18 protein-coding genes are annotated in these 24,092 nt (G+C 48.2%); 8 read left to right on the top strand and 10 right to left on the bottom strand.

The window, feature by feature from the left end:
• Nucleotides 1-104: 104 nt before the first annotated feature.
• Nucleotides 105-1,409 carry an RNA polymerase factor sigma-54 gene (gene rpoN / locus NYE45_RS05620; protein WP_340015967.1) on the bottom strand — a complete coding sequence of 435 codons (1,305 nt, stop codon included), beginning with the start codon at nucleotides 1,407-1,409 and terminating at the stop codon, nucleotides 105-107.
• Nucleotides 1,410-1,495: 86 nt separating this feature from the next.
• Nucleotides 1,496-3,043: an L-glutamate gamma-semialdehyde dehydrogenase gene (gene pruA / locus NYE45_RS05615; protein WP_340015966.1), complete on the bottom strand. Its 1,548-nt coding sequence runs from the start codon at nucleotides 3,041-3,043 to the stop codon at nucleotides 1,496-1,498.
• A gap of 245 nt (nucleotides 3,044-3,288) precedes the next feature.
• Between pruA and NYE45_RS05610 the strand changes: the two genes are divergently transcribed.
• On the top strand, nucleotides 3,289-4,212 hold the full coding sequence (locus NYE45_RS05610) for a proline dehydrogenase family protein (RefSeq protein ID WP_340015965.1): 924 nt from the start codon (nucleotides 3,289-3,291) through the stop codon (nucleotides 4,210-4,212).
• 227 nt (nucleotides 4,213-4,439) lie between these two features.
• Here NYE45_RS05610 and NYE45_RS05605 read toward each other — a convergent pair whose 3' ends face one another.
• Nucleotides 4,440-5,228 carry a hypothetical protein gene (locus NYE45_RS05605; protein WP_340015964.1) on the bottom strand — a complete coding sequence of 263 codons (789 nt, stop codon included), beginning with the start codon at nucleotides 5,226-5,228 and terminating at the stop codon, nucleotides 4,440-4,442.
• 424 nt (nucleotides 5,229-5,652) lie between these two features.
• Between NYE45_RS05605 and NYE45_RS05600 the strand changes: the two genes are divergently transcribed.
• The gene (locus NYE45_RS05600; protein WP_340015963.1) at nucleotides 5,653-7,353 is read left to right on the top strand and encodes a sigma 54-interacting transcriptional regulator; all 1,701 of its coding nucleotides are present in this window, start codon (nucleotides 5,653-5,655) and stop codon (nucleotides 7,351-7,353) included.
• A gap of 96 nt (nucleotides 7,354-7,449) precedes the next feature.
• Here NYE45_RS05600 and NYE45_RS05595 read toward each other — a convergent pair whose 3' ends face one another.
• The gene (locus tag NYE45_RS05595) at nucleotides 7,450-9,519 is read right to left on the bottom strand and encodes a hypothetical protein (RefSeq protein ID WP_340015962.1); all 2,070 of its coding nucleotides are present in this window, start codon (nucleotides 9,517-9,519) and stop codon (nucleotides 7,450-7,452) included.
• A gap of 439 nt (nucleotides 9,520-9,958) precedes the next feature.
• Between NYE45_RS05595 and NYE45_RS05590 the strand changes: the two genes are divergently transcribed.
• Nucleotides 9,959-10,249, top strand: coding sequence for a hypothetical protein (locus NYE45_RS05590; protein WP_340015961.1), 291 nt, complete (start codon nucleotides 9,959-9,961; stop codon nucleotides 10,247-10,249).
• Nucleotides 10,250-10,308: 59 nt separating this feature from the next.
• Here NYE45_RS05590 and NYE45_RS05585 read toward each other — a convergent pair whose 3' ends face one another.
• Nucleotides 10,309-11,964 (bottom strand): PucR family transcriptional regulator ligand-binding domain-containing protein, encoded by a 1,656-nt coding sequence (locus tag NYE45_RS05585; protein ID WP_340015960.1) that lies wholly within the window; start codon nucleotides 11,962-11,964, stop codon nucleotides 10,309-10,311.
• Nucleotides 11,965-12,168: 204 nt separating this feature from the next.
• On the opposite strand from NYE45_RS05585, the gene ald reads away from it, so the two are divergent.
• Entirely contained in the window at nucleotides 12,169-13,302 is a 1,134-nt protein-coding gene (ald, locus tag NYE45_RS05580; protein WP_340015959.1) for an alanine dehydrogenase, read from the top strand.
• A 168-nt stretch (nucleotides 13,303-13,470) separates the two neighbouring features.
• Here the strand turns inward: ald and NYE45_RS05575 are convergent, their stop codons facing one another.
• Entirely contained in the window at nucleotides 13,471-14,388 is a 918-nt protein-coding gene (locus NYE45_RS05575; protein ID WP_340017313.1) for a PD-(D/E)XK nuclease family protein, read from the bottom strand.
• A 352-nt stretch (nucleotides 14,389-14,740) separates the two neighbouring features.
• Here NYE45_RS05575 and NYE45_RS05570 point away from each other — a divergent pair, with 352 nt between their 5' ends.
• The gene (locus NYE45_RS05570; protein ID WP_340015958.1) at nucleotides 14,741-15,424 is read left to right on the top strand and encodes a serine/threonine protein kinase; all 684 of its coding nucleotides are present in this window, start codon (nucleotides 14,741-14,743) and stop codon (nucleotides 15,422-15,424) included.
• Nucleotides 15,425-15,560: 136 nt separating this feature from the next.
• Here the strand turns inward: NYE45_RS05570 and NYE45_RS05565 are convergent, their stop codons facing one another.
• Complete coding sequence (locus NYE45_RS05565; protein WP_340015957.1) at nucleotides 15,561-16,472, bottom strand: AraC family transcriptional regulator; 912 nt, start codon at nucleotides 16,470-16,472, stop codon at nucleotides 15,561-15,563.
• 129 nt (nucleotides 16,473-16,601) lie between these two features.
• On the opposite strand from NYE45_RS05565, the gene NYE45_RS05560 reads away from it, so the two are divergent.
• Together NYE45_RS05560 and NYE45_RS05555 are read left to right on the top strand one after the other, a co-directional pair.
• On the top strand, nucleotides 16,602-17,489 hold the full coding sequence (locus tag NYE45_RS05560) for a sugar phosphate isomerase/epimerase (RefSeq protein ID WP_340015956.1): 888 nt from the start codon (nucleotides 16,602-16,604) through the stop codon (nucleotides 17,487-17,489).
• A gap of 130 nt (nucleotides 17,490-17,619) precedes the next feature.
• Nucleotides 17,620-18,675 carry a Gfo/Idh/MocA family oxidoreductase gene (locus NYE45_RS05555; protein ID WP_340015955.1) on the top strand — a complete coding sequence of 352 codons (1,056 nt, stop codon included), beginning with the start codon at nucleotides 17,620-17,622 and terminating at the stop codon, nucleotides 18,673-18,675.
• A gap of 340 nt (nucleotides 18,676-19,015) precedes the next feature.
• Here NYE45_RS05555 and NYE45_RS05550 read toward each other — a convergent pair whose 3' ends face one another.
• On the bottom strand, nucleotides 19,016-20,335 hold the full coding sequence (locus NYE45_RS05550) for a glycoside hydrolase family 125 protein (protein ID WP_340015954.1): 1,320 nt from the start codon (nucleotides 20,333-20,335) through the stop codon (nucleotides 19,016-19,018).
• Between the two features lie 114 nt (nucleotides 20,336-20,449).
• Here NYE45_RS05550 and NYE45_RS05545 point away from each other — a divergent pair, with 114 nt between their 5' ends.
• On the top strand, nucleotides 20,450-21,511 hold the full coding sequence (locus tag NYE45_RS05545; RefSeq protein ID WP_340015953.1) for a LacI family DNA-binding transcriptional regulator: 1,062 nt from the start codon (nucleotides 20,450-20,452) through the stop codon (nucleotides 21,509-21,511).
• 224 nt (nucleotides 21,512-21,735) lie between these two features.
• On the opposite strand, the gene NYE45_RS05540 is transcribed toward NYE45_RS05545, so the two are convergent.
• Nucleotides 21,736-23,355, bottom strand: a complete 1,620-nt coding sequence (locus NYE45_RS05540) for a hypothetical protein (RefSeq protein ID WP_340015952.1) — start codon at nucleotides 23,353-23,355, stop codon at nucleotides 21,736-21,738.
• On the bottom strand, nucleotides 23,333-23,908 hold the full coding sequence (locus tag NYE45_RS05535) for an RNA polymerase sigma factor (protein ID WP_340015951.1): 576 nt from the start codon (nucleotides 23,906-23,908) through the stop codon (nucleotides 23,333-23,335). Before NYE45_RS05535 ends, NYE45_RS05540 begins: the two co-directional genes overlap by 23 nt.
• Nucleotides 23,909-24,092 lie beyond the last annotated feature (184 nt).

Below are 24,092 nucleotides of genomic sequence, written 5' to 3'. Positions count from 1 at the left end.
GGGAAGGCAGAAAATCAAACACGAATAACATCACAAAGAACCCCCGCACACCGTTCATCCGGCTTGCGGGGGTTCTTCTATTCGGAGATGATAATATGCATCCGTTAAGCCCACCGTTTACGCTTAAGGGAAGGCAAAATGTGAAGCTCCTCCCGGTACTTGGCGACTGTTCTGCGGGAGATAATAATCCCGTCCTCGGCGAGTAGTGTCGCCAATTGACTGTCCGAGTGTGGCCGATGGCTCTGTTCCGTGCGAACAATTTCTTTTAATCTCCGTTTCACTGCTGACGCTGATGTTTTATCCCCTGACGTTGTACCGATTCCCGAGGCAAAAAAAGCTCTGAGTTCATATATACCATGCGGGGTTTCTATATATTTACCGTTCACGGCACGACTTATGGTTGATTCATGCATGCCAATCTTCTCTGCAATAATAGCGTGATTAAGCGGTTTTAGCGCGGATGGTCCTTCAACCAAAAAGTGCTTCTGCTCTTCCATCACGGCCGCCAGCACACGCATTAACGTTCTGCGCCGCAGGTGCAGACTGCGAATGATAGCCCTCGCCTCTGCCGCTCGGTTAGACCAGATTTCGTCTGGAGCCTCATCCCTGATCCAGCGGAAACATGCTTCATTCATGGATACATGAGGGTTACCTGCCGCATGCAGACTGAAGTGGGCCTCACCGTTATGCAACCCGACAATGGCATCCGGGATAATGTAATGCGGTCGTTCCGTACATCCGATGGATCGGCAAGGCTTGGGGTCCAGACGTGTAATATAGTCATAGGCAGTCTGAGCTTCCCGCGAAGTCATACCTAATCGACTCCCTGTTCTTCCTGGATGAAAAGGAACCAGTGCTTCCAATCCCGCTTCCACCATGCGTTCAGCGTACAAAACAGCCGATGGATCACGTCTGATCTGGAGCAACAGACATTCCTGCAGATTCCGAGCACCTACACCAGCGGGGTCCAGAGACTGGAGAAGTTCCAGTCCTGTTGCAATCTCATTCATGGACACCTTTAGCACTGATTGTACCTCTGCCAGTTCAACCGTCAGATATCCATCATCATTAACGCACCCTGCCAAATATACTGCCATATTTTCCAATTTGTCTGGAAGTATCATCACTCGAATTTGCGCAATCAGCAATTGTTCCAATGTAGGTTCGGCACCTTTTGCCTGAAGCAGCGGATCGTAGGAAGCATATCTGCGCTGCGCCACTCGCCGCGGAATCCGGGCGAGGGGCGCAGCTTGTTCTTCCAACTCAAGCACGGGATTTTCCTCCGCTACATCTTGCAAGTAACGAGTCAGATCCTGACCAGACATGGTTAGCAAATGAAAGGATTGTTTCATCTCCGGCGTGATGGACAGCCGAATACGTTGTTCCTGTACCAACTGAACACCTAACATCCGTTTCCCTCCTTATGCGTTGCTGGGATAATAGCATACTATTCAAACGATTGTAAGCAGATTTTAGTCGGATCATGGTTAATCTGTTAGTATTTCTCCGATACCAGCTTCGCCTGTGTAAACAGCAGCAGATAGTCTCTTCCACCTGCCTTGGAATCCGTGCCTGACATGTTAAACCCGCCAAATGGATGCGTGCCTACCAATGCCCCGGTACATTTCCGGTTGAAGTACAGATTACCCGCGAAGTACTCGCGTCTTGCCTGTTCCAGATGTTCACGATTACGCGAGATCACCGCTCCAGTCAGACCATAGTCGGTATTGTTGGCGATATCCAGTGCGTCCTGGAAGGATTCTGCTTTGATAAACGCAAGCACGGGTCCAAAAATCTCATCCTGAGCAATCCGGGCTTTCGGGTCGACATCCGCAATAATGGTTGGTTCAATGAAATAACCCTCGACATTCCCGGTACCCCCACCATGCACAAGACGGCCCTCAGTCTTGCCAATTTCAATATATTCCGTAATCTTCGCATATGCCTTGTCATCGATAACCGGCCCAACCTGACTGCCCACTTCAAGCGGACTGCCCATCGTCAGTTTCTGTGTCCGTTCAATCACTTTTTGCAATACTTTATCATATACATCCTTATGAATAATGGCACGGGAACACGCCGAACATTTCTGTCCTGAGAAACCAAATGCCGAAGCGGTAATGGACTCTGCCGCCAGTTCCAAATCACTGTCACTATCTACAACGATGGAATCCTTGCCACCCATCTCTGCAATAACCCGCTTGATCCACTTCTGACCCGGAGCGGTACGGGCTGCACGTTCATTAATCCGCAGTCCTACGTCTCTGGAACCGGTGAAGCTGATAAAACGGGTGAGCGCATGATCCACGAGATAATCTCCAACTTCACTGCCTGGTCCTGGTAAAAAGTTCACGACGCCATCCGGCAGACCAACTTCTGCGAGCAGCTCCATGAATTTTGCCGCAATCACCGGCGTTGTGCTGGCAGGCTTCAAGACCACTGTGTTGCCTGATACCAGTGCAGCCGAAGTCATGCCAGCCATAATCGCCAGCGGGAAGTTCCAAGGTGGAATGACAATGCCAACGCCCAGTGGAATATAACTCAGTTCATTATCTTCCCCTGCAATCCGCACGAGAGGCTGTGGTTCACTCAATCGCTGCATATCCCGTGCATAGAATTCCATAAAATCAATGGCTTCTGCTGTATCCGCATCGGCTTCAGGCCAGGTCTTGCCAGCTTCATAGACCATCCATGCGGAGAATTCATGCTTGCGACGGCGCATAATGGCGGCTGCTTTGTACAGATAACGGGCCCGTTCATTCGGGTCAGTATGTTTCCAAGTGTGGAATGTCTCCGCTGCTGTCTGAATGGCCTTTTCGGCCAATTCCTGATCTGCCTGATGGATGGTTCCGACAACCTGATTTTTGGCTGCAGGGTTCACGGAAGTTAACGTGCGGTTACTTGTTATTTTTTGACCACCAATAATAATCGGGTATTCCCGCCCAAGTTCAGCTTCTACCTGACGAAGTGCGTCTTCAAATGCTTCCTGGTTCGCCGGGACCGTAAAGGGTGTGAATGGTTCGTTAACAAAAGGGATATTCATAAATGATTCCTCCTTCAGGATGTGGGATTCACTGGCTGCTCGCCTGAATTGATTTGCATGGTACTCATCACCAAATATATGTAGCAAAATCCGTGCCAACTCCGGTTGAAACTGAAATATTTTATTCGGAAAATAAAATCGGGGTCTTCGCTGTTCTGGCACACTTCTTGCTTCTATAAGGGATAAAAAGCAAGATTCAACTGAGTTGGATCAAATGATATGCAATGCTGAAGGAGGAAACGAAGATGAGCGTGGGAACGGAAATATATCGTAAAACGTTGTTGACCGTGGCAGGCAACAAAGCCGTAGAGAACCTGTCCATCAAATACGGCAAAAAGCTCGCTGGCAAGTTCATTGCAGGCAATACCCTGGAGGAAGCTCTCGAAGAGATCCGCATCCTCAACAACAAAGGCATCATGGCTACGCTCGATCATCTGGGCGAAGGTATCACCCGCCTGAGCGAGGCGGCATTATACAGGGATGAGTATGTACGACTGGTAGAAGGCATTGCACGTGAGAAAGCAGACTCCAACGTCTCGCTGAAACCAACCCAGATGGGCCTCGCACTCGACCCGGAAGAAGGTTATCGAAATATCCGTACCGTTGCTGCACAAGCCAAGCTGCATGATTTGTTTGTCCGAATTGATATGGAGGATAGTCCATTTACACAAGCGACGCTGGACATTGTGAGAAGACTGCACTCGGAAGGACTGCACAATACAGGTACAGTATTGCAGGCCTATCTGCATCGCACCGAGGAAGATACGCGCGATATGATTCGGGAAGGTATCCGGCTTCGTCTGGTCAAAGGAGCTTACAAAGAACCCGGATCTGTTGCCTATCAGAATGCTTCTGAAGTCATTCATCAATTCAAAACGATGATTCGTCATCATCTCGATCAGGGTGTGTATACCGCAGTTGCCTCACATGACGATCACATTATTAACTGGACCAAACAATACGCCAAAGACCGTGGAATTTCGCCGGATGCTTTTGAATTTCAGATGTTATATGGTCTGCGCATGAGCGAACAGGAACGTCTCGCTAAAGAAGGCTATCGAATTCGCTGTTACGTGCCTTATGGCACCATGTGGTATCCGTACTATACCCGCCGTTTGGCCGAAAAACCGGCTAATCTCTGGATGGTCGTTAAGAATATGTTTCGCTAGTTACCTCAGCTGAATCAATATATAAATGAACAAAGACAAAATAAAAACCATGCTGCCACTCTCTTTCAGGGCACATGGTTTTTTCTGGACGAACACCATATCAGAGCATCCTATTTTTCTTCGCTCCGATTCATCTCTTAATGTCTAAAAAATTAGCATCCTCAATTTTAAATGTCTATTTTTCTGGACACATCCGTTTATTAATTACAATTACAAACACGAAAAGTTTAACCACTTAATTGTTGAATTAGTATAGAGGCATTGGCATTGATCTGTGTTCCACCTGCCAGGGTTTGCAGATCAACTTCTGATGCACTGGAATGATTCCGTAATGTCAGTACATCACTTGATGCAGCAGTGATAATGACCATTCCCGGATTGGGTTGGGTACCAGCACCGCTACCATAGACACTGCCCCCTACAGGGGCTCCGTTTTGATAAAGGGTGAATTGGTTCGCCTGTACACCTGCAACGATGAAAAATACCGCGTAGTCCCCGGCATTGCCAATAATAATCTCAGCGGTATTAGGTGTATGAGTAATATTCGTAAGATTTTGGTTACTGTCAAAGGTTATGTCAGCTTCGGTAGCAACAGTCTGAGCTGAAGTATTAAAAATATATGCATATGAGGATAAACCTTTTCCCGTTGTACTCTGTGTCTCTCCCAACAACTCCTGAGATACCAATCGGTGAGCTGCGACTAACTCGTCTTCAGTACCTTTGCCCCATACGGATATTTGTGCTTCCGGAGCAGCCGTGTCTGAGGTTGAAAATACAAACTCGAAAGCGTCAAAATTCCCATCATAATCTTTGGTTATGACCTGATTAGGTGATACATTGAGCAGTTCTTCTACATATAATGTTCTGACTCCATTAAGGTAATAGCCCTGAAGAAGCACCGTGAACATTTCTGTCTCATTCCGGTTATCAATTTTGACCGTGACGGATTGAGTAGGTCGGATACCCGTTATCCCTGAAATATTATTCTCTATGGGGCCAGTTGATAGAATAGCCATTTCATCACCCTCCTTTGATTCATTCAGTCCTTCTTATAGTATTATTCAGAAGATTCTTAATGGTGTGGACAAATTGAGGGGCAGTACATAGAATCACTTAACCTTTAAAAATAACCTTTCATTTAAAATTAAATGTCATATTTAGTGACTCGCACCTGACTCTAAATTCCTTTTTCTTATTATTTTTCAGCAACCAAATCCAAATAACAAGATTGAAAGCGTATTATAAATGTACACAGCAAACTCAACTACTACTTTCGATCGCATTATGTATGCTTCATGTCAAAAAATCTATACACAGTTCATTTTGAAAGCTATAATATGAATAAATATCTCCACTCAAATTTTTCCATTTACTCAAATGGAAAGAATTCCTTGTAACAGGTATAGTTCTGAACGTTATACCCCAACTGAGGTGATACCGATGAAACATTTACTTCCTGATTTAATGTCTTTATTGCGTACGGATATGGGTACTCTGGATACAGGTCTCTCCACGCCCACCATTCCATCAACAACATCTCTGGTAGATACCATCTCCTTATTCGACACATCTTCTTATCTGTTCATTCAGGATGATGGACCCATATTGGGTTATATCGCCGTATCCGATGTCCTGTATGCGATGATGCATGCACATCGGCTGATGGAGGCTTACTTTGAGACCACATTGGAAACAGCCGGTTCTGCCTTGACCTTAATCAATGAAGAAGCCAAGGTGGCCTACTGGACATCTGGTGCGGAGCATGTATTTTCAATTAGCAAAAATGATATTATCGGACAGCCTGCCGCAGACTTTTTTCCGCCTGATCGCCTCCAGTCCCTCAAGACGTTATATACCGGAGAAACCGTCTACCGCAAACAGCATCAGCCGAGACCAGATCTGTTCGCTCTGATTAACGCACGCCCGGTTCAGCTGGATGGACGCATTGTGGGCGCAGTAGCTGCGGAAGTAGATATCACAACCGAAATTCGATTACATCAGGAACTATTACATATGACATCCAAAGTCCAACATCTGGAGAAAGCCGTCGCCAGACTGCGTCCCGACACGGATCCATTTGCTCGTATCAAAGGTAGCAGCCCGGTCATTCGCCAGTGTCTGGATACCATCCGCAAGATCAGCACCACCTCAGCAACCGTGCTCATCCTCGGAGAGAGTGGCACAGGCAAGGAGTTATTCGCCAAAGCCATTCATGATCTTCGTGAATTGCAGACTGCACCATTTATCGCCATTAACTGTGGGGCAATCCCCGCTTCCTTGTTCGAAAGTGAGTTATTCGGCTATGAGAAGGGAGCCTTCTCCGGAGCTGATCCCAAAGGCAAAAAAGGCAAGATCGAGCTTGCCGAGGGGGGTACTCTTTTTCTGGATGAGATCGGTGAGATGCCATTGGAACTACAAGTGAAGCTGCTTCGGGTATTGCAGGAGAAGAGTTACTTTCCTGTGGGGGGAACGCGTATGAAACAGGCCGATTGCCGGATTATCGCAGCAACCAACCAGAATCTGCTCAGCATGATTGCCCGTAATGAATTCCGGGAAGATCTGTATTATCGACTTAACGTCATTAACCTTGTCATCCCTCCCCTGCGCATGCGCAAGGAAGATATATATGAATTAACCCAGACGTTCCTGCAAGAGTTCTCCTTGCTCTACAACCGTCATATTGAGCTGGTTCCGCCTGAAGTGTTTAAGTTGCTTTTCCAGTATGATTGGCCAGGCAATATTCGTGAATTAAGAAATGTGATAGAACGTCTGACCATTCTGACGACAGATGGTGAGGTCAAGCCGGAATACCTGCCCGATACCCTTATCTCCCTGTCCGCGCAAGAACAGTCCGAAATGCAGCTGACATCGGGAATTCATCCACATGTCAACAGTGAACACGAGCAGCGTCAGCATTTGGCGGGAACGGAACAAGAAGTTCGAACTGCTGCGAATGTGGATAATTCCATTGATTCCAAGCTCGTCTCCAATGACACCTACCAGCAGAAAATGGACACCTATGAGGCTGAACTTCTACTTCAATATCTGGAAGCGGCAGGCGGCAACAAACGAACACTCGCGAAGCAGCTCGGTATCTCCAGGGCAACGCTCTATAACCGCATGAAGAGGCTTGGTCTATGACCAGCCTCTTCTTGTCGTCGCTATATTGAATCAACGAGCTATGCATTCGATGACACATATTGTTCTGAACGGACTGGGCAAATGATGTTCTTCTCACTACAAAATTCGCGCCAAGCGAGTCAGCGCTGTTCGAAGATGGCGATAGAATGTCGCCCGACTCATGGAACACGTCTGGGCTGCGGCAGTTGGATTGCCAGCATGCGTCCAGTAGGCCGCGTATAACAGCATCTGATCCTGTGGAGATAGACCATGTACTCTCCCTTCCAACAGATCCATGACATACAACTGTAACTGGATTCCATCCTTCACTCCTCTAACCCTTTCAGCATATTCATGCAATTCTCCCGGGGAACGAAGATCCCCCAACATCTTGCGAACATCCTGTTCAGTCCAGATTACACCATCCACTTCCGTTGTTTCCGGCTGTATACGATCCTCTGTTGATTTTGGATCAAGCAGAGACATGACCCACTCTCCGAATTGTCCGCTACGCAAATCCAAATCAAGTACGTCCGCCTGATCCTCAAATCTGTCGCAGACACGAGTGCGGGTTCTTCGCATCTGGAATCCAATACTTTGCAAAAATAGTTTCAGGTGAGGATTCGTTGCAACGAGCATCGCTCGCGCACCATCACCCAACAGAGACAGCCGGTCCAGTGCCATGTATCCTACCAGTTCTTCTCGTGTATAACCAGGCACATCATCTCTTGCCGCAGCCAGCAAAGCAAAGTGCGTATCACTCTGATCCGGGTCATTCGCCAGCTCTTGTGGTGTGAAGCATTCATGCATTTCATTTGGAAAATATTTCAGAAGCAGCTCGCTACTATCCCTATGTACAAGTACGGTAATGAACATCGCGATCGTCTCCCCATGCCTGTCACGCATCAATACGATCCCTTCGGGATAACGTTGTGCCAATTCATCCAGGAAGGAGCCATAGGACACAGCCTGCCATGGTTCCACACTGTACTCACACCATTGCTGTAACAAGATGTGCAGAGCAGGCAGATCCTCTCTTCTCATCGTTTCGAGAGGCGAAAACAGGGAATCACGAGATACGTCCGCGTACTTGCGGTGTTGAAGCATGGATTCCTGACAGAGCAGCAGCATCTTTCGGGCGATCTGTCGACGCTCATGAGACCCCGCCTGTTCATGCAGCGGTTTCAGCAACTTCGCGATTTTGATCCGCATCGTCTGCAACCGATGTGGCTCCCGTTGGCGAAAATCTCGCAGCAGATGTAACCTGGCTATATCATGCAGGGCAAGACCATCCGGGCCGGAACGGATAAAAGACATCTGTCTCAGCATGTGAAACTCTTCTTTCGTCACGGTCATATCCAGTACAGATGATAACAACTCCTGATTCGCTGTCTCAAGCAGTGTTAGTACCTCCACCATGGGATGTAATCGGGGAAATGTAAGTTCCAATAGTAATCGGGCACTAATCATATGCGACAGCTCAGCCCATTCGGCATGCGGAAGATTGCGCCTCTGATCCGCAGCTTCCACAGCAAGGGCCAGACCCAGCGGATGCCCATCGGTCATCCTCGTAATGGTACCTGCCACACCCTTATTCAGAGAGCCTGCAACCGTGATATACTCCGTAATCTCATCGACTGTAAAATGTTGAAGCCGCATCTGTACAAACCGCCGATGCAATCGCGGATGCGTTCGCCATGCGGATACCATTTCCGGGCGTGATGCAAGAATGACAAGTATCCCTCTTAACGGAAGTTTGGATATGAAGACTTCCATGAACCAGCTTTCCAGCAGTGCGAGTTCTTCATAATTATCCACTGCCAGGACCAATCGTTTATCGACCGAAGTGTCTTTCAGCAAGCTCAGTGGTCGCGGGTACCCTTCACTATCCAGTGTTTCCAAGCCCAATGTCGAGGATAAATAATCCATAAAAACGGAAGGGGTCGCTCCGCATGATCGGCCGTCCATCCATATTGCCGTTGCACCTTGATCCCGAGATATGGATAGCATTTCTGAAAGCAAGGAAGATTTACCGATGCCCCCCATGCCCGTAATTGAAAATATGGTTAGTGGGGCTTCCGGATGTTCGAACCACTGCTCCAGTATCGTCAGTTCCTTGGCTCGACCAACAAAACGTTTGCCATCCTTAACATATTTGTCGTATTGAGCCTCACTACTATTTCCCATATATGTCCTCCGTACTAGATACTGGTACTTTTAATATATTTTTTTGAATCCATTTCATAACTCAGTAAACTATCAATTTTGTAACTAGATATAGACAAATTGAATCGTTTTGATCTATATCTACCTTTGATTGAAGCAGCTGAAGGTACTATGAAATTGATTCTATTTTCTCACAAAATTGAGACTATATTGAGACGCGCAATTGCATGTGAAGTGATAGAATCTTGTTAAAAGCCAATTTATTGGAAATATTCAAAACAGCGGACTTGGAAACGTATAACAAGGTATACATAGACGCCTCCGCGCTACTTCTAAACATAATGGATCATTCCGCCGATCAAGCACAGCCAACATGTACATGAGCATTTACCGATCTCGAATTCATGCTTCCCTTTCAAACCCTACTACCAGCCCGATATTCCAGGAAAGGCGGATTTGTGTGAGAATAAACCTCGATATCTGTAATCTGAGCGGACAACTCGGAATCAATCCCAAACGACTTAATGAATGGCTGCACCAAAGCGGTATTTCAATGGCAGCCCATGAGGCAGAACCGGAAGAACGTCCCGACCGGTCATCACCCCCGTATCGGCTGGCTGCTCCTACCTCTTTATCTCTGGCACCATCCTCCGGTGAAACGAAACTTTATCGGGGGCGACGTTCCACTCCCACCCTTCAACACCTGACTGCTTCATTACAACATATTCGGCGGATCAGTAAAAACTGTTAGACTGTGCAGGAGGTCGTGTAAGACTGATGCACAGTCTGTCTCGTATCCCCTTCACCTCATCAAGAGGATTGCCACTGTCCATTCTCGATCATTGTGTGCGCTAGCAGCGCCATCTCCAGACAGATTCTTCTCCCTTGGTTCATGTAATCAGGTCCCATCAGTTCTTCCAGCTTCTCCAGTCTGTTGTACAACGTTTGCCGATGAACAAACAACTGTGCCGCTGCATCCCGTTTGGAACCAAAGTTCTGCAGGTAAGCATCCAGCGTCTCTACCAATCGCAGATGATGCGTTTGGTCATGTTCAATCAGCACACCCAGGTGATCCTGGACAAAAGGTTGCAGGAAGGATTGGGGTAAAGCTTTTAACATTTGATATATACCCATACGTTCGTAAAAATGAACATGTTCCATTTGATCTACCGATCTGGACACTTCGATCACCTGATAGGCCTCCTGAAGGCTGTCCGGCAGGCTGGTCAAACGGCTGCGTAACTTGCCAAATCCGGCATGAATGGCGACCTGCTTCAAGTTACGGCTCGCAAACCGCTTCACGTCCAGAGCGATTCCTTCCAGCAATCGGAGAAGCTGATGACGTGTAGCAGCCGAGACTGCTTCCTTCGCACAGCACAGATACACCTGATTGTTCTTCAGCATGATTAGGCTGGGCAGATTGTTCTTCTTGAGCAGGGAACGAAGCAGGACAAGAATATCCTGATGATTCGCTTCCATCCGCTCCCGGCCTGTACCCTTCAATCGATGCTCAATCTCTATGACCCCTCCCGCAAACCAGTACTGTCCCTTCACCAGCAAACGAAGCCCCATTCGGGTCTGGGCTTGTTCCTCCTGATGAATGTTGCCATTCATTAAATCCTGGATCAGCTCGTTCTGATTGCGGACCATCTTCTCTTCAAGAAACTGGGAACGAAGCGTGAGCGCTGCCGCCGCCTTAGCCGTATAGTCGAGTAACAGCTTGAGATACTCCACTGGAGCGGACGGATGCACGATCATGCCCACAGCAGAGAATACTTGACCGAAACAGACGACCGGATGGCAGAGCAGAACCTTCTCTTCGTCCATGTGGAACCATAATTCGGTATCCGAATCATTCAGATCCAGGTGCTCTACCTCCTGTTCATACCAGGTATAGATGGCCTGTTCCATCTCTGGAGCAAGTTCGGGTACAAAACTGCCCGGCTCCATGGACGAGATGTACACCACCGGTTTTGCAGCGTACTCATGCAGCAGGTTCAGCACAGCAGACATATCCGTGCTCTGCAATGTTCGTTGCTGAAGCTGACGGGAGTAAGCCTCCAGACTTTTCAGCAGCTGGTGCTGATGATTAATGAGCAGAGAATGGATATCCTGTGTGATCTCCACAAAACGAACCGGTTGTTCAAATACGATCAGCGGGAACTGGTGTCTGTCGGCCAGTTCAATCAGTTCTTCCGGGATTCCGTATATGCTGGTACCAAACTCCACACACAGCCCCGCTGCCTCACTGCCAATCAGCTGAAGCAGATACTCTTCGCGCCCTTCTTCCGATTGAAGCCACAGTCCGGTGGATAAAATAAGATCATGGGGGCTTACAAATGGAGACACATTCGTAATCTCCAATACATGAACCCAGCCAACCTGACGGTTCACTCCATCCTTCCCTGCCGCAAGTCTTGCTCGGCCAAATACCGGACGTGCAAGGATATCTTTGATCGTAAACACGCGGTCATTTTGCAATGGCGATCCCTCTTCGTGTTATTTTTTCTTACATTATAATCCATGGACAAATGTCCTGAACAGTCTTTTTCGACAATATGTTGAGTTGGTCCTCTAAAAATTAGACATGAGGTAAGGTGCAAAACGATTATGCAAGTCATAAACTTGTAGTATAAGCTAACAACCAATAAATGGACGAGGTGCATGGTGATGAGAATCGGAATTCCCAAAGAAATCAAAAACAATGAGAATCGTGTAGCAATGACTCCGGCCGGGGCTGCTGATTTCATCAGAGCCGGTCACCAGGTGATAATTGAACAAGGCGCGGGGATCGGCAGCGGGTTCACGGATCATGAATATCAAGTTGCCGGCGCTGACATTCGGAATGATGCCAAGTCAGTTTGGACAGAGGCCGAAATGATCATCAAGGTGAAAGAACCGCTTTCCAGTGAATATGGATATTTTCGTCCGGGACTGATTCTGTTCACCTACCTGCACCTCGCTGCGGAACCGGAGCTTGCAAAAGCCCTTATTGAAAGTCGGGTAACGGCCATCGCGTATGAGACGCTGGAGGTCAACCATACCCTGCCGCTGCTCACACCCATGAGTGAAGTCGCAGGACGCATGGCATCTCAGATTGGAGCACAGTTACTGGAGAAGACCGAAGGTGGCAAGGGCATTCTGTTGTCTGGTGTGCCAGGCGTTAGTCGGGGGAAAGTGGTCATTATTGGTGGCGGTACGGTCGGAACAAATGCAGCCAAAATTGCGATTGGTCTTGGAGCAGATGTAACCATCCTTGACCTGAATCTCAATCGTCTGCGCCAATTGGATGATATCTTCGGCAATCAGATCCACACGTTGGTATCCAGCCCGTCCAACATTGCAGCAGCTGTTGCGGCGGCAGACCTGTTGATCTGTGCGGTGCTGATTCCGGGCGCCAAGGCGCCAACGCTTGTCAGCGAGCAGGTAGTGAAGACCATGGCACAGGGTTCGGTCATTGTGGATGTGGCGATTGATCAGGGTGGGATCGTTGAGACCATTGATCATATCACGACCCACGATGAACCGACCTATGTGAAACATGGTGTCGTGCATTACGCGGTGGCGAACATGCCGGGCGCCGTGCCGCGTACGTCCACGGTGGCGCTGACCAACGCCACCATGCCTTATGCGCTGCAGCTGGCCAACCACGGTGCAGCCGCCGCGATTCGCGGCAGTTCGTCCATTCGCAGCGCGGTTAACGTGCTGAATGGACACATCACGTACGAGGCGGTTGCCCGGGACCTCGGGCACGCCTATGTTCCTGCAGGACAGGCGCTGGAGAACACCGCCGCTGTCCAGTGATCTTGATATGATCGTTCCACCCGGCGCCTTGTCGCCAGGTCTGTGGAACGCAATAGAAGCGCAAGTCGGGTAGATGATTTTCCCGGCTTGCGCTTCTTGATTTTTTATCACATATGAAATGAAATAGCTCGTTGGTATAAGGCCTTATGTTCCTCAGGTTTTGGCGTTCTAGACCGCCCGTTCGCTGCACACTTCGCGGAAGTTGCAATCCCGACAGGACCGGTGCGATGGCATCGCCGTGAAGTAATTGACGTCCTTGGGACGGTTGTAATACTCATCCTCCACGCAGGATCGCATCTCCTCAATGTAACGACCCACGTTCTCCTCCACCTTCCGGATATCCTCTTCTGTGGCCGTAAACTCTCGGTGCTTCCCGGTTAACAGGTACTCCACTCGCAGCTCAATCTGCTCCAAGGGAACCCGGTAGTGCTCTCTCACATAGGATGCGTACAGCATTAGCTGATCCGAGAAGTCATCTTCCTTGCCCGTCTTCCAGTCCACAATGACAATATTGCCGTTACTGCGCCGATACAATAAGTCCATCTTCACATACACGCGTGTATCGTGCAGCATCATGGTATCCCATTTCTCGATCTCCAGAATGTCCGTGCTTGCCCGGGACAAGTCCTCCCACGTAAGCGTCTGGTATAGGTTACTGACACAGGCCGAAGCCCTCTCCTTAATCGTGGCAATCCGGTCATTCAACGTATCGTCCCCGTAATAGATCTCGGACAGCATCGTGCGATTCTTGGGATTCAGCCGCCACTGATCCGCATCCATCGACTCCACATACGCCTGATTCAACAGCTTGCGTATCGTCTGTTCCAGAAAAGGTTCACGCGGTTTATCTTTGCCCTCTTCCCTGCTGCGTACCGCCGACTCACACATCCGATGCGCGAGATCCCCGAAGACAAGGTACAGATTGCTAAGCTGCTTCAGACGATACAGACGAACCTGCATCTCATCAGCAGAGTCTGTCTTCCAGCCGTTATGGGCACCGTAATAATGATAATAATATTTGCGCAGGCACTCATCGAACATACTCGCCCGCGACTGCGAATAAGACCACTGCGGGTATTGTGCCATAAGATATTCTGCCTTTCTGTATGCCGGATCTGCATGAGATCCCTTAATGCTCACAGTATAAAGCCCGGGCAACATTGCCGCAAGCGCGCTTCCGTTATTTTCTTCTGACGCAACCGTTTCCGATTCGATCCGTATCGTTTATATAGTAACATCACCAAAAGATGAAATGGCGGAGCAGAACGCATAATATACTTAATAGAGGGCAGCGAATCCGAGAACTAGTACGGGTCCAGCGCAGGCCCGACACTAACGAATCACACACACGAACGTGAAATAAGACGTACTCGGTTCGTTAGACAATGATTTTATGTAAAAAAATCGTACAGGCATATCCTAAAAGGAGGCACCACCCATGAATCGACCGGATTGGTTCCAGGCGGAAGAAGCATTACAACAGATCCAAGTCATCGGAAGCGACCGGAATGAGCTCGTGAACATAAACGGCGATGTAGAAGGATTGAATTGCATTGGCACAGGTACGGATGCGGCGGTATTTACGTATGACGGCTTGCCGCAGTATGCCTTCAAGATGTACTCGGATCATGCCTTGGACAAACTAGAAAACGAGAAACAGGTATACGAGCAGCTCAAAGGCCTGCCATACTTCCCTACCTATTTCGGCAGCGGCCGGAATGTTCTTGTGATTAGTTTTGAACCTGGGGATACCCTACTGGAATGTTTGGAAAAAGGAATCCCCGTCCCCGAGCAGGTGATGCTCGATGTGGATGCAGCGCGAGAAGCCGTTCGCAGCCGTGGGCTGAACCCCCGCGACATCCATCTGAAAAATGTACTTCTTCAGAACGGACGCGGCAAAGTGATCGACGTATCCGAGTACATTCAGGACGGCAATGACAATCGCTGGGAGCATCTTGTCTGGGCCTATCACAACATCTACCCTCGGATCAAAGGGACGCCCATATCACCTCGCATGCTGCAAACGATCAAATGGGGATACAATCAGCTCGATCATGCCAATGTCAAAATGGACGACCTCTCCAAGAAAGCCAATCGGCTGTTCTCCAGATTTATGAAATGAGCACGTTGTACACATAGATGATTGTCTTGTTTTTATTGAATCCAAACCACCCGGATGAAGGCCTTGAATTGGCCTTTATCCGGGTTATTCTTCGTAGACATAGCCTTCGTTATGGACATATTAGTCGTAACTACGGCTATACTTGCTGTGCTCCACCCTCTTTTCTCCCCCGCCCCTGCGAGGGGGTCATGCCCTTATACTGTTTGTATAACTTCGTAAAATAGTTCGCATTGTCGCAGCCTACTCTGGCGGCGATCTCCGTAATGGTCAGACTGCTGCCTTGCAGGAGTTGTTCTGCCTCACTCATCCTGCACCCGTTCACGTATTCCACGAAGGTACGTCCGGTCAGCTTTTTGAACATTTTACAAAAGTGATACGCATTCAGTCCCACATGGCTTGCCGCTTCCGTAACAGACATCTTACCTGTGGGGTTCGCTTCAATCTGTGCAATCAACTGTTTGAAGCGTTCGCGGTTGGGAAAATACGATCCGACCGATTTATCCGGCAACTGCTGCGGCATAAATGTACGAGCAAGCAGGGTGAACAAAGCATGCAGTTTGGACTTCACCACGAGCTGATAAGCCGGGGGCTGTAGCGCCATTTCCTCCACAGCCTCATTCAACAAAGAATAGTAGCCTGCGCAGGCTGCGTTTTCCTCTGCCGGTTTGACCGGAAACCTCACCCTGCCTTCCAGATACGGCGCGACATATTGCTCATGCACGGGATCATGATTGAAATCATGAAACAGCGCACGGTTAACCACAACGGAATCATAATCCACATCCCCATCATCCAGAGCATACCCGACATGCAACGTGCCTCCAGGAATAATGATGACCTCGCCTGCTTGAACCACATAAGGTTTGCTATCGATATGAAACAGCGCACTGCCTTTACGCATAACAATCAATTCAAAATGCTCATGCCAATGCAAATATAAAATACATTCTTCCTTTTTCATATCCGAACACCGATTTCGGAATAGCTGAAATGGATGTGATTTATGATCAATTCGGGTGTTTTCGTGAAGCGCTTTCAGATCCAGCACGACTTCTTCCCCCTCTTCACAAGATCCGACTAATATTACACAAGATTGTGTAGAGCCATCCCGTTAATGCACGGCTATAATGAGTGTGTCACGAAGTACTATAAGCCAATATTGGAGTGAAATACAACCATGAATAAATCATTACGCATCGGTACCCTTGTAGGCGGGCAGGACGCCGTCCGCGTTATCCCGCAGATCATGCAACACGGTTTCGAATCATTCAATCTGACTTTCTGGCAAACGACAGGCGATCTGGATCTGGCTGAGACAGCCAAACGTGTCCGTGAAATTGTGGACGAACAAGGTATTGTTATTTCAGCGGTGAGTGTGTTTGGTAACCCGCTAACTGGAGCCGGAGACAACGCCGATACACTGGCAAGCTGGGAGCGAGTAATCGATCACGCACAGCTCTTTGGTGCAGATATCGTCTCCGGGTTCACCGGACGTCTGACCGATCAACCCATTAATGAGTCCATCCCCCGGTTCAAGGAAGTATTTGGTGAACTGGCACGCCGGGCAGCAGACCGGGGTGTACGCATTGCTTTTGAAAACTGTGATATGGGTGGAACCTGGCAGACGGGAGACTGGAACATTGCCCATAACCCGACGGCCTGGGAGATGATGTTCGATGCTGTTCCGGATGAAAATGTAGGCCTGGAATGGGAGCCTTGCCATCAAATGTCCAGCCTGATTGATCCTATTCCACAGTTGCGCAAATGGGCTCACAAAGTGTTCCACGTACATGGAAAAGATGCCACGATTGCCTGGGATATCGTCAAGGAATATGGCGTGCATGGCCCACGTGAATTCGTATGGCACCGCACTCCGGGCTTCGGAGATAGCAACTGGGCAGACATCATCACCATTCTGCGTCAGAACGGCTATCAGGGCACGATTGATATCGAAGGCTGGCATGATCCGGTGTACAAAGATGAACTCGAAATGACCGGACAGGTGCATGCATTACGATATTTGAAACAATGCCGCGGTGGCGATTTCGTACCCAATCCGGTATAGAAAACCATCCTCAACTTAAACCTAACTTACTGCTGGCCTGAGGTTGGATAACAACCTTAATTTATCTGTTCCTCATTTCTTGAAAACAATGCGAGCTGTATAACACAATCCATGCGAAGGAGATGAGAACATGACTCATCCTTATCGGGTAATTATCGCTGGCTGCGGTGCTATGGCAAACACGTGGGCGGACTATGCCTTGCAAAGGTCGGATACAGAAATCGTGGGACTGGTCGATCTGTATGAACAGACAGCCCTTGCTTTTGCTACAAGACATGGCCTCACCTGCCCTACGTTCACCGATATCCGTGAGGCTATTCAAGCGACTGGTGCGAATATCGTGTTTGATGTCACGATTCCGGCGAGTCATTACGGCATTGCCATGACAGCGCTGAAGGAAGGATGTCATGTATTTGGCGAAAAACCACTGGCAGAATCCTTCTCCGACTGCACAGATATTGTGCAAACTGCTCTCAGCACAGGACACATTCAAGCTGTGATGCAGAATCGCCGTTTCGATCCGCGTATCCGCGCCTACCAGCACCTCATTTCCGGTGGAGCTATAGGGCAGGTAGGTTATGCCGGGGCTGACTTTTTCCTCGGACCGCACTTTGGTGGATTCCGGGATTTGATGGATAGTCCACTGCTGCTCGATATGGCGATACATACGTTTGATCAGGCCCGGTATATTCTCGGAGCCAACCCGGTATCGGTGTACTGCCATGAGTTCAACCCTCCAGGTTCCTGGTATCAGGGCAATGCGATGGCGTTATGTATATTTGAGATGTCTGACGGTTCCGTATTCAACTATCGCGGATCCTGGTGCGCAGAAGGTGTACCCACATCATGGGAAGCAAGCTGGCGCGTAATCGGTGAAAAAGGAACCGCCATCTGGGATGGTCATGATGACATCTATGCCGAGGTGGTTACTACACAAAATCTGGATGCCGACGGCAAACCATCCTTTTTCCAGCCAAGTGAGCGGATTGAAGCGGAACTGCCGATCATGGACAAAACAGGACACCACGGCTGCCTCGAAGACATGTTCGCTGCACTGGAATCCGGACGATTACCTGAGACCGATTGCAGTGATAACCAGTTCAGCATGGCTATGGTCCTCGCATCCCTGGAAAGCGCACGCACAGGCCAGAAAGTGTTCATCGCCGATCTGCTGAAAAACACATAGCAAAGCGCCTATGTATTTCAATGAAACAAAGCCCAAACTGCAAAGTTCAACAGTTTGGGCTTTCTTGTTTTTACCTACTTCCTTTTCCTATACAAGGTACAAAAAAAGTTTCTGATTAAACGCAACGTAGTGCAGGGGACGAAATCGATTCTGAAGAAACGAAGCGGTCGCCTAAAAGCTTTCTGAAAGAAAGCTGCATCGGAAGCATACGCTGATCACCGGATTTCGACTTTACAAAAGTCGATCAAGAAATCCGGGGATAACAGCGATCAAAAGAACGATTCGTAACCGGAACGGCTGCTTCACGAGCAGTAAGAACTCTTTTTTTATAATGTATCTTTTATAGAATTCCTTTCTTCATTGCCTTATACACCAACTGCGAGAACAGGCTGTTGGACCAAGCAAACCATGGTCTGGTGAACGTGTTTGGATCATCGGCGTGGAAACCCTCATGCATATATCCGGTACCCGCATCCGTGTTTTCCAGCAATTCAATCATCGCCAGCATCTCCTCGTCATTGTCTGCGGTGAGCCCCTGCATGGATAGCGCCATGTGCCAGATGTATCCCGGAGGGGTGTGCGGGCTACCAATGCCTTTCGCTACCTTCCCCTCATAGTAGAACGGATTTTCCTTACACAAAATAAATCGACGTGTGTTCTGATACACTCTGTCTTCAATCGAAGCATACTCCACATATGGAATGGACATCAGCCCAGGTGTGCCCGCATCATCCATCAGACAAAAGTTGCCGTAACCGTCCGTCTCATAAGCATAAATCTGCCCATACTCTGGATGACGATAAGTACCGTAAAGAGAGATACCGTGTCGTATTTCTTCTTCCAAACGAGCCATCCGGCTTACCAGCTGTTCATCGCGGAACACCCACTTCGCGATCTCCCCCATCTGCCGCAAGGTTACCGCAGCAAACATATTCGCTGGAATATTATAATGAAAATCACAGGCATCATCACTCGGACGAAATCCGGACCAGATCATGCCCGTATAATTCACGGGCATTCCCAACCCTTCATTACGAAGCGTATCATGGGCCGGACAATTGCGACGCATGAACCGGTAAGTTGATTGCTCTGCGTGATGCTGTTCTGTCTCCCATAGTTGAACGATACTCTCCATCACTTTCTTGAAGCGCTCATCGAATATATCCGTGAGTTCCGTCTCCCGCCAATATGTATAGGCCAGCTTCATGGAGAAACAAAGAGAATCCAGTTCAAACTTCCGTTCCCACACCCAAGGTGACATCTCCGTCTCATCATTGGCATCCCAATGCCATCCATTCGCCGTTTCATTGAATGCATTAGCATAGATATCCTTATCAATATAGAGCGTATGCCGTTTGATCAGGCCTCCGATGATACGCTGCAACTTCTCGTCATCCTTCGCAAGCGGAACATAATGCATGACCTGTTCTACCGAATCTCTTAACCACATCGCGGGAATATCCCCTGTAATTACAAAGGTTGTCCCATCATCGAGCAGCTTTGTGGTCGTTTCCAGTGTATTCGGAAAACAATTGCGAAACTGAGCCAGCAATCTCGGCCGATGTTGCAAACGCTCGTCCGCCTCAGTCAGAATATCCTGCACAGCTTGCGGCAATTCCAGTTGTGGCATAGGGATTTTCGGTAATCTGAACTGTTCCATGGATGTCGTCTCCTTATCACTCTATTGTTATTTTTGTTATGATAAATTATAATAACATTATTATCTGTAAGTGTACTGTGTCAGAAGATGATCGTCAAATGAAGGAGTAATGATATGTCACGCAAAGTATCCATTCAGACGCTGGCTGACCAGCTCGGATTATCCAAATATGCCGTCTCCCGCGCACTCAGTGGAAAGACGGGCGTTAGTGAAGCAACACGAGCACGGGTACTGGAACTCGCTCGGGCTTTGGGATATCGCCAAAGTACTCCGGGGGCTAGCAATAGTCCTGCTGCTGCAAACCATGCAGATCCGTCCGATCCACCGTTTGCTCTCATATGCATGAATCAGCTTAACCGTGGTGAACCCCACTACTGGCAACGTGTCCTGTCCGGCATGATATCCGCCTGTAATGAGCGTGGTTGGCATCATGCCATTGTATCTCCCTCACTCGGAGTGACGGACGAGAACACCTCTCCCGAAAAAGCTATTGCCCCTCACTTGGATTGGGAACGTTGTGCCGGGATTATTGTCATGGGGGCTTTTCCTCATACGGTTCTGCAACGGCTCTCTCAGACGGGGCGGCCTATTATTCTGGTAGATCATCAGGAGCCCCTGCTGAATTGTGATACGATCAGCCATGATAATCTGGAAGCTGGCATCACCGTGGCGAGATATTTAATGTCCATGAATTGCCGACGGATCGGCCTCATCACAGATGATGGTCGTGCTGCGAGCTTCGCGCAGCGGAGGATCGGGATTGAGTTGGCTTTGAACCATTTCCATGTGGATACCAGTCATACGACCAGCTTCAGAGAATGGAATATTCCCTATGAGAACGGGGAGTGGGTTAACCAGTTGGCTACCACCATTCAAAACATGCCAGATGACGAACGTCCCGATGCTTGGATTGGTGTTAATGACGATATCGCCTTGCAGTGGATGCACAAATTACAGGAGATGGGCATCTCCACGCCTAAAGATTGCCTTGTGATCGGTATCGACAACGTACACTCTGCGGTTACGTCATCCCCGCCCCTAACCACGGTTAATCTGTGCAAAGAGGAGCTTGGGCAGCGTGCTGTCGAGGCTTTGCAACGCCGGATCGAACGCCCGGGGACACCGAAAGAAACCGTTATGTTATCGACCACGTTGATTCCAAGGGAATCGGCATAATTTGGAAAGCATATGTAAGCTCTCTTCGGATAGAAACATTTATTGGTTACTTGCTTCCATTCTCAATCTGAACCATATGAAAGAGGCCCCGCATATCATTATGCAGAGCCTTTTTCGTATACCTTATATGTCTATCTACACATCCAGAATCCAATCTGTTATTCCATACTTACGTCACCCATTCAAGATTTCATTTACTTCATGGCTGAGAATTGTACTAGTGGTTATTTTAGCCAAGGCAGGCTATCGTACGACGGAAGGTCCACTTCCCAATTCACATCACGATACTCTCGGTTAACTGCAGTTCGTTTCAAAGTGAATTTCGTTCCATTTTCTTTTTTAAAACCATGGATAATCAACCTGAGATCACCTACGATATATTCTTCGTTTTTATTAGGCTGATCCGTAGTTCCCATCACTTCAACGGGATACTCCTTTCCTTCATGATCTATAGCCACCCATTGATCTCCATTAATCTCATTTTGGAATGTCCCTACTCCCTCCAAAACAAGAGAAGAGGGCCCTTCAAAGTTTCCTTCAGGTAGCTTTAATGATTGCTGCACTGGCCAATAATTGTATTTAGAAAATAAAATTTCATCTCCAAATTGTTCAAACTTTAGTACGTAGGTGTAGAATTCAGCGTCCTTACGCATCTTTTCCAAATCCACTTCCACGGACTTCTCCTCCCACACCGGGATGGTGTAGCCATCCAGGACAAAGTGAATCTTCTTCGCATCCACCGTAACGTAAGCAGGGTCCCATGTTTCAGAAAGCCTCATCTGACCATCATTATTCTCACTCAGTTTACTCATATCTCGGAACCGAAATTTGGCTTGACGGGCATTGGGTCTGTTCTCATTAAAAATTCGATACTCATTCGTTTCCGGAATTTCGATATGATACATTAAGTCCATATCATCCGCCCAATTCTCTCCGACTTTGGCACGAAGTTGACCATCCAGACTGATGTTCATGTCAAGGCGGGTCCCGTTTGGCGTACGTACAAGCTGTGTCATATCCAATTTCAAGCCCTCAGGAGTGGTGTAGGTGTTGTCCATGGGAGCCTCAACAGCCATTAATTTGGCTTTGGTCATATCGATGTTGAATTGGAAACTCCAATCCACTGTTGTATTACTTGCTGTAATTTCCCCAGTAGCAGCATTATAATAATCAGGGATTTTTAAATAACTTAATTCCCCCCGTACAAATACGTGATCTGGAATATCATCATTCAGTTGGAATACAAACCTTTGATACTTACTACTGCTAAGTCTCGTATCTACAGCCATGGAAGCAACACTGTTCCCTTTTTCATCTGTAACATGAATTCTTCCCGCATCCAGATAAATAGCCGGTATCGCGCTGCCTTTAGGGTCGCTTTGTTCTGTTATAATAATAATTTGTGAACGATCCACTAGGACATCGCTAATCTTGAGCGTATACCCCTGATCTACAATTTGAATATTCGGGTTAATTACAAGATCAAGTGGTTTCAGACGTTTGTAATCGTCCGTCAGATAAGCAGATCTTATCTCTTGTGGTACGGGTATGTCGGGAAGCCGCTGATCCACAGCATTTACCACGGGTTGTGCTGGCTCTGCTGTTCGATCAAATGCAAACCATGCCCCTCCGGCAAGGATCACAACAGCCGCTGCGGCGATTACAGTTCGGCGCATCCAATGCGCTCTCATGGATTTTTTCACGAATGGATGCTCAGCTTCCCCACTTTCCATGGACACGCCATCCAGCTTCTGCATGACCTTAATCGTGAAATCCGCATCCGGCTCCTCTCGATACAAATGCTCTTCCCACAACCGATCCTCATCCCTTGAAATAGGCTTCATACGTAGCTAAACCTCCTTTGCGTTCCATTTGCTTCCTCAGCGTCTTTTTCCCGCGATAAAGGGCGTTGCGCACTTTGGTTGAACTCATGCCTGTAATATCCGCAATCTCTTCATAGCTCAACTCGTTTGTGTACTTCAGTAACAACACCAGGCGATACGATTCAGGTAACTGTTCGAGCTGTCGATATATTTCACGCTGCATCTCCTTATGCAGCACACGTTTTTCCGGTGGTTCATTACTGACAGGTTCGATCACTTGATCAACCGGAGACATGACGGGTTTCTTTTCCCGCATAAAATCCCGCATTCGATTCACCGCAATGGTGTACACCCACGACGAGAAACGACTTCCCTCCCGCCTCGACGGGAGATAACGATAGATACGAATAAACGTATCCTGAGCGAGATCCTGTGCATCCGGATGACTCGCGCCCATTCCGCGCATGATGCCGTAGACTTTATTTTTATATCGATCCACAAGCACGGAGAACAACTGCTTATCCCCTGCAACAATGCGCTGAATAAGCTCCTCCTCCGGTATCTGTTGAGTCATGTAATCCCCCTTCTCTACAGCTTCCATGCATGGTTCTGTACTATATAGACGGAAGCCGTTCCCGAAACCTCTCACTTTATCCAAAAAAAAGAATTCGCCCTATCGACAAAGCCGACTGGGTGAACTCTGCATACCAACATATCCGTCATCGCCTCTTCCTGCTACCTCTTATCTCTCCTGTCTT

Origin of the sequence: Paenibacillus sp. FSL K6-1318 (genome assembly GCF_037976905.1) — a bacterium.
Classification (GTDB): domain Bacteria; phylum Bacillota; class Bacilli; order Paenibacillales; family Paenibacillaceae; genus Paenibacillus; species Paenibacillus amylolyticus_A.
The sequence above is the reverse complement of the archived record's forward strand: the minus strand, read 5'-3'. Positions and strand labels throughout refer to the sequence as shown.